Below are 13,501 nucleotides of genomic sequence, written 5' to 3'. Positions count from 1 at the left end.
TCATTCAGGCCTTATCGGAACGGCGGTTCGTTAAACGTGCGTAACTTACGGGAATGCAGGCGCTCACCTTCGGCGCGCAAGAGGTCTATCGCCCGAATACCAATTTGCAGATGTTCAGAGATTGCGCCTTCGTAAAAACGGTTGGCCTGACCAGGCAGTTTGATTTCACCGTGCAAAGGTTTGTCTGAGACGCACAGCAGCGTGCCGTAAGGAACGCGGAAGCGATATCCCTGAGCGGCAATCGTGGCGCTTTCCATATCAATGGCCACGGCCCGGCTCAGGTTAAAGCGCAATGCGGAAGCAGAGTAGCGTAGCTCCCAGTTGCGGTCATCGGTGGTGACGACCGTCCCGGTGCGCAGACGTTGCTTGACCTCTTCGCCAGGCATTCCGCTGACCATTTTAGTGGCGTCATACAAGGCACGCTGAACTTCTGCAATGCTCGGAATAGGAATATCCGGCGGAAGAACCGCATCCAGCACGTGGTCGTCACGCAGATAAGCGTGGGCGAGCACATAGTCGCCGATTGACTGACTTTCGCGCAGGCCGCCACAGTGACCAATCATTAACCAGACATCAGGGCGCAGTACCGCCAGGTGATCGCAAATGGTTTTGGCATTTGATGGACCGACACCAATATTGACCAGGGTAATTCCCTGACCGTCAGCGGTGATCAGATGCCACGCAGGCATCTGGTGTTTTTTCCATGCCAGATCGGAGATGGCCTCTTCCGGCGCTTCCGTTTCTGCGGTTATCCAAATCCCACCCGCACAGGAGAGCGCAATATAAGGGCTGTCCGGGTCCAGGATCTGACTGCATCCCCAGCGCACAAATTCATCCACGTAGCGGGTGTAGTTAGTGAACAGGACAAAAGGCTGGAAGTGCTCTACCGGAGTACCCGTATAGTGTCGTAAGCGCGCCAGCGAGAAATCAACGCGTCTGGCGTCAAAATGCGACAGCGGTGAAAATTCGACCGGGTGATAGATGCCGTCGGCGGTTTCATCACCAATTTGCGACAGTTCAGTTGTGGGGAAATGGCGCGTTAATCCGGCACTCATTGAGCGATCCAGCGTCAGTTCTGAACCATCAATCACGTACGGGTAGGGGATCTCATGCTGCGAAGGTTCCACGGAAATATGTGCGCCATAACCCTGATAAAGCAACGTCAGCTGTTCTTCCAGATAAGGGCGGAACAGCCCCGGGCGTGTAATGGTTGTCGTGTAACAACCCGCATGAGTAAAGCGCCCGTAGGCCCGGGTTTTGGGTGGGTTCGTCGCGCTACCGTCCCAGGTGACAGAAAGCGATGGGTAAACAAAAAGACCGTTATTGCGGGCTGTTTCGTTGGGGAGTTCCCCCTTTTCAATATACTTGCCAATGGCGCTACGCAGAGCAGTCACTGACTGCTCATACAGTGCGTCCAGTTTGTCCAGCGCCTGTGCAGGGGTCAGGCTGGAGCCCTTGTTTTGCATGTCTGTCTCCTTGTTCCACAGATGTACTGCTTTCCCGATAATATGTCACAGGAATATGAAACAAAAGTCAGACGTTGAGGAAGAAAGTGCGAAGACCGAATGGCCTTCGCACAGAGGTTAAGCGTGTTGCTTATCTTTCATCATTAATGCGGTGGTGGCCGAAATCAGACAGCCAGCTAACAGGTAAATGGCAACGCTGTGCCAGTCTCCACCCGAGAAGGTGACCAGGGCAGCAGCGATAAATGGCGTAAACCCACCGCCAACCACGCTGGCAACCTGATACCCCACACCTGCACCGCTGTAACGGTATCCCGCGCCAAACATGCCCGTGAACATCGGCTGTTGCACGCAGACCACCATGTCGTGGGCGATGTTGGCCAGCATAATTGAGAAGAAAACGATCCAGAATATTGATTGTGCTTCCAGCGCCATAAAGAACGGGTATGCGCTGAGTGTGCCAATCAGTGCGCCGGTAATATAGACGCGGCGACGCCCGAAGCGGTCGGCCAGCCAGGCAAAACAGGGGATGGTCAGACAGCTAAGTCCGCCGACCAACAATCCGATATTGAGAAATAACTCACGCGGTAGCCCAAGATTTTGCGTGGAATAGTTAAGTGCAAAAGCGGTGACGATGTACATCGTCAGAAGCTCACACAAGCGCAGGGCGATGATTTTTAAAAACGCGCCCGGATGGCGGATAAGCGCTTCCATCACCGGCAGGCGTTGTTTCTCGGGCTTATCTTCCTGCTGTTGCTGCTCAAATTCGGCTGACTCTTCCATGCCGTTACGGATCCACAGCGCGCCCAGAACCAGCACAATGCTAAACAGGAACGGGATACGCCAGCCCCAGCTCAGGAATTGCTCGTCGGTGGTCGTCATGCTGATAAGTGAAATCAGTCCTGTAGAGAGCAACAGACCTACGCCATAGCCGACCTGGACGCCGCTGCTGTAGAATGCTTTTTTATTCTCCGGCGCGCTTTCCACCGATAGCAGGGCCGCACCACCCCATTCACCGCCGACGGCAAATCCCTGAACAGCCCGTAGTGTGACCAGCAGCACTGGCGCCCACCAGCCTATGGTGGCAAAGGAGGGCAGAATGCCAATTAAGGCGGTAGCGATGCCCATCATCCAGACCGTTAGCATCAGCATGCGTTTACGGCCAAGTCGATCGCCGAAGTGACCAAAAATCACGCCACCGAGTGGGCGGAACAGGAATCCAACGCCAAACGTGGCAAATGCCGCAAGTGTCCCCATCGCCGGACTAATCTGGGGGAAAAACTCACGGTTAAAGACCAGCGCAGCGGTGATGCCGTAGAGCAGAAAATCGTACCAGTCGACGACTGCGCCAGCAAAACTGCCCAGCGCCGCGCGTCGGGCACGGCCAAGCGAAGGGGTCTCCTCCTGAGAGCGTGTGGAGATAAGAGTGGAGTCCATAGTTATCCTGTCTGTACTCATTTTTAGTTATTAGAATGGAAATAAAATTGTACACATTGCGGCTGGCACTCTGTCAGCTTTTATGAGACTACCGCGACTGGCGCAAAGAGGAAACGATTTTTTGCCCAAATGGGAAGTGCAATGAATATTTTACACCCAGGGGTGGGCGAAGGGAATTTTCAGAATATCCCATCAGTTTATATGCCTGATTACGCCAGTCACATCATAAAGGGCGCTATCTAAAATCATCAGCTGAGCCTGACTGAATCTATCTCATGGCCTGGTCAGTTGGCATAACTGGAAATGGAATTCCTGTGTTTAAATCCGGCATCGCAGCGATAGTGTCGTTAATGGCATGTTGTTCGTCTGCCTGCGCCTGTGTACATCAACCATGCTCCCTTTTTTCTTTGACCGCTCCGCAAGCCGGTCAGCTAATCGTATAGTTTCCTCTAATCTGCATTCTTTACCATGAAGTAAGCTCCAGCCTGTAAGCAGCCCTTTCGACCGGTACCAGCCCATTGATGTAGTTGGGGGATTATTCAGAAAGCACAACTGCAGCCACACGACACCTCAACGGCTAACGCCCTGGCGCTCAGGTATCGTTGCAGGCCCGACAAAACTCAGGGGCTATCGGCGTGCAGGGGAAAGCGGTATCAGGTTTTGGTTTTTTGGGCAGATACGTAAACTGCCAGGATTGAACAGATTGTGCGAATGGGAGCGTTTTATAGGTCTGGAAGAAGGTTTTAAACTGTGGATTTTTGAATCATTAAGGGAGATATGGGGCATTCCATAATTGAAACAGCCTGACCCCAATCAACCGGATGCGGAGGGAAAACTGAATACGCATCGGGAAAGATTTCTACGCTAACCTGTTGAATCTAAATCGAATAAAGACACACAGGGAAGCGTAAGAATCGGAATTTGGCTCCTCTGACTGGACTCGAACCAGTGACATACGGATTAACAGTCCGCCGTTCTACCGACTGAACTACAGAGGAATCGTTTGAACGAGGCGCATATTAGCGATGGAGATGGGGGTTGTCAAAGGGGGAAATGCGATTGTGCGTTCGTTTGCTGACAAAATCAGCAAAGCGGCGAACTTTCGATCTTCTGATAATCACGCCCCATAATAGTGCGTAGTTATCTCTGATGGGGCAGCCTGGAAAGTGCTGGTGCGAAGGGGCAGGGGGTTCAGTAATTATAATCTCTTATTTGACGGGGAATTAGCGTTAAAAACAGTGCAGCACTGAAACTGGCAAGTATTTTGCTACTCCTTTCTGAGATAACTGCCAGCATTGGTTCTGGCATTCGGGACAGGAGGCAGTATGAACTTCAGACGTCTGAAATACTTCGTAAAAATTGTCGATATTGGTAGCCTGACTCAGGCTGCTGAAGTGTTGCACATTGCACAACCCGCGCTGAGCCAGCAGGTTGCGACACTGGAGGGAGAACTCGATCAGCAACTGCTGATTCGCACCAAACGTGGCGTCATGCCGACTGAAGCAGGAAAAATCCTCTATACCCATGCACGGGCGATCCTCCGGCAATGTGAGCAGGCGCAGTTGGCCGTCAACAATGCGGGGCAAATATTAAGCGGGAAAGTGTCGATTGGTCTTGCGCCGGGTACCGCCGCGTCCTCCGTGACGATGCCGCTGCTCCAGGCCGTGCGTACAGAACTGCCGGACGTGCTGGTTTATCTGCATGAGAACAGTGGGGCTGGGTTAAACGAGAAGTTACTGAATGGTCAGCTGGATATGGCTGTACTTTATGAACGTTCTCCGGTTGCCGGGATCAGCAGTCAACCATTACTGAAAGAGGATCTCTTTCTTGTCGGGACGTCCGAGTGCCCTGGACCGAGTGTAGATCTCACCACGATAGCGCAGATGAATCTGTTCCTCCCGCGGGAATACAGCGCGGTTCGTTCGCGCGTCGATGAAGCTTTTTCATTACGTCGCTTAACGGCAAAAGTGATTGGTGAAATTGAGTCGATTGCGACGTTAACGGCGGCCATTGCCAGTGGAATGGGCGTTACCGTATTGCCTGAATCGGCCGCGCGTTCTTTATGCGGGGCGGCAAACGGCTGGATGGCGCGCATCACCACGCCAGCCATGAGTCTGTCGCTATCTTTAAATATGTCGGCCAGATGTAGCTTATCGCCGCAGGCGCAGGCGGTAAAAGAGATATTGCTGTCTCTGGTAGGTAGCCCGGCCGTTGAGAATCGTGCGCTGCAGTTGGTCAGCTAGCCGTTATTCCTTAGAGGAATAAGATGCAGGTTTTTATTATTTGTTATGCCGGACATCAGACTTTAACAATAGCGTAATGTCTGATGGATCCGGAGCGAAGAGTGAATTTTCAGCAGCTAAAAATTATCCGTGAAGCAGCCCGGCGGGAGTTCAATCTGACGGAAGTTGCGAACATGCTCTATACCTCACAGTCGGGAGTAAGCCGCCATATCCGTGAGCTTGAAGATGAGCTTGGCATCGAAATATTTATCAGACGGGGCAAGCGCCTGCTCGGGATGACAGAGCCAGGTAAAGCGTTACTGGTCATTGCCGAACGTATTCTGAACGAGGTCAGCAATGTTCGTCGGCTTGCCGATTTATTTATCAATGACACAACCGGCGTGCTGACAATTGCGACGACGCATACGCAGGCGCGTTACAGTCTGCCTGGCGTAATCAAGGCATTTCGCGAGTTGTTTCCCGAGGTGCGCCTGGAGTTGATCCAGGGGATGCCGCAAGAGATTGAGGTACTGCTGCAAAACGGTGGGGCAGATATCGGCATTGCCAGTGAGCGTTTGAGCAACGAGCCGCTTCTGGTTGCCTTTCCCTGGTTTCGCTGGCACCACAGCTTGCTGGTCCCTGCGGATCATCCGCTTGCTCAGGTTTCTCCGTTAACCCTGGAATCTATCGCACAATGGCCGTTGATTACCTATCGACAGGGGATTACGGGGCGCTCGCGTATTGATGAGGCGTTTGCGCGTAAGGGGCTACAGCCGGATATTGTATTAAGCGCTCAGGACTCCGATGTGATTAAAACCTATGTCGCACTTGGGCTGGGAATTGGGTTAGTCGCTGAGCAATCTGGCGGCGAGTATGAGGATGGCTCTCTGGTTCGACTGGATACCCGGCATCTGTTTGACGCCAATACCGTCTGGCTTGGGCTGAAACGCGGGCAGCTTCAACGTAATTATGTCTGGCGCTTTATTGAATTATGCAATGCGGGGCTGTCAGTCGATGAGATAAAACGTCAGGTGATGGAGTCGGATGAACCCGCAATTGATTATCAAATTTGACGGATAATCACATTTAGTTGTCAGTCGTAGAAAGCAAAAAGCCCGCTAAAAAGCGGGCTTTTCTGAATCTGGCTCCTCTGACTGGACTCGAACCAGTGACATACGGATTAACAGTCCGCCGTTCTACCGACTGAACTACAGAGGAATCGTTTGAACGAGGCGCATAATACTGACCTCAATACACGGTGTCAACAGTAAAATTAGCATTCTATTTCAAGTGGTTAATTAATCCTCAAAACAGCGAATTAGTGTACCTGAGATGACTGCTGATTATCTTCTTCCTGATTATCCCGCAGTCGCTGTAGCGGGTCCTGATCATAAAACTGTCTGAACCGTTGCCACAGTGCAGGAAAACGTGGTGCAAACAGCTCTGGCGCACTGAAAAAATATTCTGACAGCACGGCGAAACACTCCGCCGGGTCACTGGCAGCGTACGCATCTATACTGGATGCGGTCTCGCCGACGAGATCTATTTCATCCTGAATATTATTCATGGCCGCATGCAGATCGTGTTCCCAACCCGCAACGTCACGCAGTGGAATAAACGGAATACCGCTGGCGCGATCGCCATTACGCATATCCAGTTTATGCGCCACTTCATGAATGATCAGGTTAAATCCTGAAGCGTCAAAGGAGTCCTGAATGTCGATCCAGTTCAGGATGACGGGACCCTGTTGCCAGCTTTGACCTGACTGAACGACACGTTGGTTATGCACTAAACCGATGTCATCTTCCCATTCATCATCAACCACGAACGGCGCAGGATAGATAAGCACTTCATGAAAGCCGTCAAGCCATTCGATGCCGAGCTCAAGGACTGGCAGACAAAAAATGAGCGCAATACGCGCACTTTTTAACGGATCGAGTTCGAACCCCTGAAGTGCGACCAGTCTTTTTTGCTGTAAGAACCGCTCGGCCAGTGCGATTAATCGGGCTTGCTCCTGCGCATTAAGCGTCACCAGAAGGGGAATAGCAAAGGCTTCCTCCCAGGGGAAGAGTTCATTTTGCGTTGTATCTTGTGCTTTCCAGGGCCACTTAATCATCGTTTTGCTCGCAAACTCGTCACTTGAACAAAATTGAAGGGACAGGGTCTGTTAAAATGCCAAATTACCTGGCATCATGGCAACTACCAGAACGGAGAGATGCCGGAGCGGCTGAACGGACCGGTCTCGAAAACCGGAGTAGGGGCAACTCTACCGGGGGTTCAAATCCCCCTCTCTCCGCCACTATTCAAGCACTTACCATATCTTTTATCAGTGACCTAAGTCCCGTTGAGAAAATCTGATAAGAAAAAATAGCGTCAGACAGACACCTGGCGCTACGTTTAAAATCACATTTCTCGCTTCAGTGCAGGACTTATTTGTACCTTCCGGCCATACACCCCAACCTGAGATTCGGGCTAATGACTACTGAGTTTCTGATGTTCTGACCTCAGACCTGGTAATCTGAAATGTTTTTCGTTTTAAGGTCATGGAATGCGCAGTCAGGCATTATGTAAAGATTAATGGCATATGTTAACAGTATTAATCTGCCTTATTCTAAATTTCATATCACTTTTAGAGGTGCGAAAAATAAAAGCAGCCTCTCTGTTAAGAGGGCTGCTTAATACACAGCAGACAGGAGAGTTATTGTTATTATGATTGTATCTATAACAAGGTGCAAAAAATAAATAAAGGTATAGCGTTGTATTTATTGATGTGAGTCAACCTTTATTGGTATGACCAGTCTTCGCGAACAGTTTCTCATTTTAATTAGTGTAATTATTTGGCATTAGCATTGCTAATATAAAGCATGGTGGATGATGCAGGATCCGGATGATGATTTTTATTAGTCAGTGCTGTGATAGCCAGATATCTATATTAACGCTAAGTGGTTATTGGTGTGCGAATTATTGGTTTATTTTTAAATACAGCTCTGAATAATGAAGATGATGTAATGTTTTTATAAAATATGTGCATTAACAAAAAATAAAATATTTGAGTTAATGTGAGATGGATCATGGATTTTCTGTTCCTGCATGGTTAATTTTAGCTCTGAGAATAGTAAGCGAAGCGTGTTTTAATCAGTTGTTATATTGTACTTTTCTTGTCACTTGATTAAGTTGGCGCCATAGAGTTAACTGTAAACATGAAAATCAAGGAGAACGCCCGAGATTTAAAAGAAAAAATGCCTGTTTAAATACCTCTTCTCGTTATCAATACCTATGTTACTAAACTAGTGTTCATGGATGACCACTAGTTTTTAACTATTCTCTGATCCAAACGGAGTGTACACATCACTCTGAACCAACAGACTTCAATCGAATATCGAAGGAAATATCACAATGGATATTGTCGAACGGTTTATTAATTATACAAAAATCAACACCACCACTTCGCGTGAAAATGGTGCCAATGGGATTATGCCATCTTCACCCGGTCAGATGGTTCTTGCGCAGCTACTGGTTTCCGAACTCGAAGCATTAGGAATGAAGGACATTATCCTCAGGGATAACGCTATTGTTACGGCCTCTCTCCCTGCGAACACGGACGAAAACATTCCCATCGTTTCTTTTTTTGGTCATCTGGATACCAGTGCTGAACAGGCTGCAGATACAAAAGCACAGCGAAAGCCATATAAAGGAGGAGATCTATGTCTGAACCCGGAACTGAACATTTATCTGCGTGAGAGTGAATTTCCGGAGCTGAAAAATTATATTGGCGATGACCTTATTGTGACCGATGGCACCAGTCTTCTGGGGGCAGATGATAAAGCGGCTATCGCTGCCATCATGAATGCCCTGCAGTACCTGATTTCGCATCCTGATATAAAACACGGTGAAGTGAAGGTCGGCTTTGTACCGGATGAGGAGCAGGGATTACGCGGTGCAAAAGCCTTCGATGTTTCTGGTTTTGGTGCTGATTTTGGTTACACCCTTGATTGCTGTGGTATTGGTGAATTCGTTTATGAAAACTGGAATGCCGGTGACGCTGAAATAATTTTCACCGGTCAGTCTGCACATCCTATGTCAGCGAAAGGCAAGCTTAAGAATTCTCTCCTGATGGCGCACAAATTCATTTCTATGCTACCGGGGGGAGAAGCGCCGGAGTATACGGAAGGCCGCGAGGGTTACTACTGGGTCAAGCAGTTACAGGGAAACAGTGCCCGAACGGTACTCAAACTTGATATACGGGATTTCAGTGAAGAAGGCTATCAGTCCCGGATGGTATTTATTCGCCAGCTGACAGAAAGCACGTGTGCACTCTGGGGGGAGGGTAGCGTGGTCTGCCATCTGACCGATCGATATGCAAATGTGTTCAATAGCCTTCAGGGAGAGGCCCATTATCCTGTTGATATAGCCTTACGTGCCTATAAGCGATGTGGGATCGTTCCGGCACCCGTGGCGATGCGCGGGGGGTATGACGGTGCCGTTCTTTCACAAAAAGGTTTACCCTGCCCGAACATTTTTACCGGGGCTCATAATTTCCATTCTGTTTATGAATATCTTCCGGTGCGTTCCCTCCAGGCCGCCAGTGACGTGGTCGTTGCTGTCGTTCAGGAAACTTTTGATGAGTTTGCTGCCGGGAGTCGTCAGTCATGATTCAGGTTTTTATTGCCCTGCTTGTTATCGTGATGGTCGCTCGTTTAATTCTGAAAGGATATCGTGCTGAACCGGTGCTTTTCATTGCGGGGCTTGTACTGATGTTATGTACCTGGCTCACAGGATGGGGCACTGTACTACCGAAGGGGGTCGCTGGCACAGGGATTGCTTTTCTCGATCCTTTCGAAGTAATGCGTAACTTATTCAGTACCCGAGCCGCTGATCTTGGGCTGATGATTATGGCGCTGATGGGATTCGCTCATTATATGGATCATATCGGGGCGAATGAAGCGGTCGTTCGGGTGGTGACCCGTCCATTGGGGGCGTTACGTTCCCCTTATATTTTGCTTTTTTTCTCTTATCTGTTCGCCAGTCTCCTTCAGCTGGCCATCCCCTCCGCTACCGGGCTTGCCGTTTTATTGATGGGCACAATGTTCCCTATTATGCTCGGATTAGGGCTTTCTGCGGCCTCTGCTGCAGGGGTGATCGCCACTTCGCTTGGGGTGGCATATACCCCTACGGCTATTGATGCCATCCGGGGATCGGAAGCTGTCAATATGGATGTGGTGGAGTACGTTGTATACCATCAGGGGCCTGCTGCGTTGGCAACTGTGGTGGTGGTCGGTATCTGCCATTTTTTCTGGCAGCAGTACTGTGATCGTAAAGCTGGAACATTACCTCATGAAATTGGTACAACAGCGGTCACTGATTCAGGAAAGGCGCCCGCTTATTATGCCTTACTCCCAATGCTGCCAATACTGATGGCTGTAGGATCATCAGAAATGTTTGCCAGTGGTATTAATCTGAATATCATCACGATTGTCCTGATCTCAATGGCTATCTGCATGATGGTTGAATGGTGCAGAAATTTTGATCTGAAAGCAGTAAGTGATGGTTTTACCCATTTTCTGAAAGGAATGGGAACGGCCTTTACCGGAGTGGTTGGGTTACTGGTCGCTGCAGGCGTGTTTGCGCATGGGATTAAAGCTATAGGCGCAATTGATCAACTGATCATGATGGCAGAGCATGTTGGGTTACCGCCGTTTGCGATGGCTGTTGTATTTGCATTGGTGACGCTGGCTGCCGCAGTCATTATGGGATCGGGCAATGCACCGTTTCTGGCTTTTGTTGAACTAATCCCTCAGATAGCTGCCAGTATGGGAGCTAATGCCATTGCAATGATCCTGCCCATGCAACAGGCCTCCCATATGGGGCGGGCGATATCACCTGTGTCCGGCGTGGTGATAGCGGTTTCCAGCGGAGCAAATATTGCTCCGTTCGAAGTGGTTAAACGTACAGCCCTGCCACTCATTGTTGGCTTTATTTTTCATACTATGATTATCGGCATTTTCTATTAACCATTTGTAAAAAGTTAAACCTTCGATCTGTAAACCCGAAAGTTTAACTGCGCTGAAATTTAATATTTCAGATATCAAAAATAAAATACCAGGGATGCCTGGTATTATTTTCAGGTATGTTATGAGTGTTATGCCTGATTGTTTGAACTTTATAAATTAAATCCAATAGAGAGAGTGTCTGTGTATACAGCAGGAACGTGAAGCAACATAGCGCATCTCTTATACAGGTATAAAAGTTTATGTTTTGCATTTGCATAATGAGTAACAGACCCCATTACACAAATGTTACACCGATCGTTTTTTAGCTGTTTAAAAATGTAGTGATTTTATTATATGAAATATTAACCGGTTTATTTAATGATTGAGTTTATAAACTCATGAGAAAGGGCTATGGCTTTTTCCGCCTCCTGTGGATTAAATGTTTTACTGCATGCATCACAAAATCCGTGGTAGCCGTTGAATATATGGAAAGATGCTAACGAGTACTGACTTAGTTTATGCTGAAGAAAATATGGATCATATGCCTCTTCATACTTCGCCTGAATCACAAGGGTAGGGCAGACAGGGATGTTGTCAGTATAGTCACGAATTCGACTGCCATAAAAACTGACAACACCATCGCACAGCGTATTGCCAGAGCAAAGCCAGGCGATTGTGCCACCAACGCTGAATCCAACGATGATGACCTTTTTATATTTTTCCTTCAGTTCAGCGATCAGTTTAAAGACAGTTGATGTGTCGAACCCGCAGAATTTCATAAAGTAATCGAAAGCCTGCGGATGCTGATCGTATGAAAAGGGTTCTTCACGATTCAAAAAGTTTGGGCAATATACATCGAATCCTGATTTATGATATTCTTCACAAAAACTTTTTATATGATTATTTATTCCATAAATTTCATGTAGTACGATTACTGCATTGTCATTTTTATCCAGAAGTGTAAACACTAATAATCTCCTTTGAATATTTCATCGTTTCGTTTTCGATAATCTGATATGAAACGTTTTTTTCATAAACTGCTGTATGGTACTTTTTATAGTTCCCTGAACATATCGACACCGAGAATTTCTAGTTGATTCATCACTTCATCGCTGGCCTGTTCCATTCTTTTCAACGCAAGAGACATAAGCTCATGCTCCCCGGACTGAGAATATTCAAGAGCAAGCACTCCGGAGTCATGTAGCATTTGATGAGGAGATTCAAGGCTTTTGTATCCCATCAAATGGGAGAAACATCTTCCATCATTACTGTAATACCACTGGCCCAGCCTGCACTTACTGTATGACGTCATTTCTTCCGCGTAATTTTTATTCGTGAGGTTCTTGTATAGTTCCATTTTCCAGATGACATGATCCATTTTTATGATACTGAGAAAGAGCAGGTTGCTTATGTAATCGATTATGGATTTCATCGCAGCTGATTTTTCAATTATAATTTTTATGGAGTAAACAACTTCATTAATATGCTTAACGATGTTAGTAATAATGATGAGCTGGCTTTCTATAGAAACATCTACACTGAGGCCATTTTTTTGCAGGGTTTCCGTCTGGGAAAAAATCTGATCGGTGCAAATTTTTACATTCTCAGCCAGTTCCCGCACCTCTTTTGATATGACGCTAAATCCTCTTCCTGATTCACCGACGCGGGCGGCCTCAATCGCTGAATTAATCGCAATTAAATTGGTTTGATTGGCTATTTTTTGTATGTCTTTTATATGATTATTTATCTGTTGTAATGAAGATTTAAATTCAGTCATTTTATCTTTTATTTCGGATGACTTTGTTCCCGCATTATTAATTTCAACAGCCAGTGATTCAACGGAATGCATTGCCAGACTGTTTTGTTTGTTTAACTCTGTGATTTTGTCTTTTTCGACGCTGAGTTTCTCATGCGTGGTAATGATTGATTCTCTTATTAGCTTTAGTGTTGAGATACCAGAGACGATGCTACTGCATAAAATGTGACTTTGAGGATCATAGCTTACCTCCTGCGTAGGGGGTGTTACATGAGCCATGCCGGACTGGGTTGGGTTGCTCTGATTCTCTTCACTTTTTGCCGCAAACATTGTTATTTTTGTAATAAGGCGTCTGATCATGATTTTTATCCGTCACATTTATCATGTTAAAAGGTTGCTATTTTATATATATCTTATCAACCGCATTCCAATTGATGTCAATAGTGTTTTTTATTCACTTGCGCCATTTGTAATTTTTACTGAATAGTTAAATAAATGACTATTACATAATTGAGTTATTATTCCCGGACCAATTTGATTTGCATCAATTTAATGATTATATTTTGTTTGTCTGATTTCTCCGCGTCAGGTGGCGGACTGGTTGTAATAAAAATGCGTGTTACGATTAAGGGT

9 protein-coding genes, 3 tRNA genes and 1 pseudogene are annotated in these 13,501 nt (G+C 47.3%); 5 read left to right on the top strand and 8 right to left on the bottom strand.

What is annotated here, in order from left to right:
* Positions 1-11 precede the first annotated feature (11 nt).
* The 4 genes and pseudogenes from C3432_RS01755 to C3432_RS01745 all read right to left on the bottom strand — a co-directional run bounded on the left by C3432_RS01755 (position 12) and on the right by C3432_RS01745 (position 3,898).
* Entirely contained in the window at positions 12-1,466 is a 1,455-nt protein-coding gene (locus tag C3432_RS01755; RefSeq protein WP_103774975.1) for an AMP nucleosidase, read from the bottom strand.
* Positions 1,467-1,583: 117 nt separating this feature from the next.
* The gene (gene shiA / locus C3432_RS01750) at positions 1,584-2,900 is read right to left on the bottom strand and encodes a shikimate transporter (RefSeq protein ID WP_103774974.1); all 1,317 of its coding nucleotides are present in this window, start codon (positions 2,898-2,900) and stop codon (positions 1,584-1,586) included.
* A 675-nt stretch (positions 2,901-3,575) separates the two neighbouring features.
* A pseudogene (locus C3432_RS27900) lies at positions 3,576-3,677 on the bottom strand (Arm DNA-binding domain-containing protein); the annotation flags it as partial.
* A 145-nt stretch (positions 3,678-3,822) separates the two neighbouring features.
* Positions 3,823-3,898 (bottom strand) — tRNA-Asn (locus C3432_RS01745).
* A gap of 327 nt (positions 3,899-4,225) precedes the next feature.
* Between C3432_RS01745 and nac the strand changes: the two genes are divergently transcribed.
* Both nac and cbl read left to right on the top strand, forming a co-directional pair.
* Positions 4,226-5,143 (top strand): nitrogen assimilation transcriptional regulator NAC, encoded by a 918-nt coding sequence (gene nac, locus C3432_RS01740; RefSeq protein WP_103774973.1) that lies wholly within the window; start codon positions 4,226-4,228, stop codon positions 5,141-5,143.
* A 101-nt stretch (positions 5,144-5,244) separates the two neighbouring features.
* Complete coding sequence (cbl, locus tag C3432_RS01735; protein WP_103774972.1) at positions 5,245-6,195, top strand: HTH-type transcriptional regulator Cbl; 951 nt, start codon at positions 5,245-5,247, stop codon at positions 6,193-6,195.
* Positions 6,196-6,264: 69 nt separating this feature from the next.
* Here the strand turns inward: cbl and C3432_RS01730 are convergent.
* Together C3432_RS01730 and mtfA are read right to left on the bottom strand one after the other, a co-directional pair.
* Positions 6,265-6,340: transfer RNA gene (locus C3432_RS01730), tRNA-Asn, on the bottom strand.
* 100 nt (positions 6,341-6,440) lie between these two features.
* Positions 6,441-7,238: a DgsA anti-repressor MtfA gene (mtfA, locus tag C3432_RS01725; protein WP_103774971.1), complete on the bottom strand. Its 798-nt coding sequence runs from the start codon at positions 7,236-7,238 to the stop codon at positions 6,441-6,443.
* A gap of 93 nt (positions 7,239-7,331) precedes the next feature.
* Here mtfA and C3432_RS01720 point away from each other — a divergent pair.
* The 3 genes from C3432_RS01720 (at position 7,332) to dcuC (ending at position 11,133) form a co-directional block, all read left to right on the top strand.
* Positions 7,332-7,421 (top strand) — tRNA-Ser (locus C3432_RS01720).
* Between the two features lie 1,097 nt (positions 7,422-8,518).
* Entirely contained in the window at positions 8,519-9,775 is a 1,257-nt protein-coding gene (gene pepT / locus C3432_RS01715) for a peptidase T (RefSeq protein ID WP_103774970.1), read from the top strand.
* The gene (dcuC, locus tag C3432_RS01710) at positions 9,772-11,133 is read left to right on the top strand and encodes a C4-dicarboxylate transporter DcuC (protein ID WP_103774969.1); all 1,362 of its coding nucleotides are present in this window, start codon (positions 9,772-9,774) and stop codon (positions 11,131-11,133) included. Before pepT ends, dcuC begins: the two co-directional genes overlap by 4 nt.
* A gap of 350 nt (positions 11,134-11,483) precedes the next feature.
* Here dcuC and C3432_RS01705 read toward each other — a convergent pair whose 3' ends face one another.
* Positions 11,484-12,080 (bottom strand): dienelactone hydrolase family protein, encoded by a 597-nt coding sequence (locus C3432_RS01705; RefSeq protein WP_103774968.1) that lies wholly within the window; start codon positions 12,078-12,080, stop codon positions 11,484-11,486.
* Between the two features lie 86 nt (positions 12,081-12,166).
* Entirely contained in the window at positions 12,167-13,228 is a 1,062-nt protein-coding gene (locus C3432_RS28215; protein WP_181012859.1) for a methyl-accepting chemotaxis protein, read from the bottom strand.
* Between the last annotated feature and the right edge of the window lie 273 nt (positions 13,229-13,501).

Origin of the sequence: Citrobacter amalonaticus, assembly GCF_002918555.1 — a bacterium.
GTDB lineage: Bacteria > Pseudomonadota > Gammaproteobacteria > Enterobacterales > Enterobacteriaceae > Citrobacter_C > Citrobacter_C amalonaticus_A.
The sequence above is the reverse complement of the archived record's forward strand: the minus strand, read 5'-3'. Positions and strand labels throughout refer to the sequence as shown.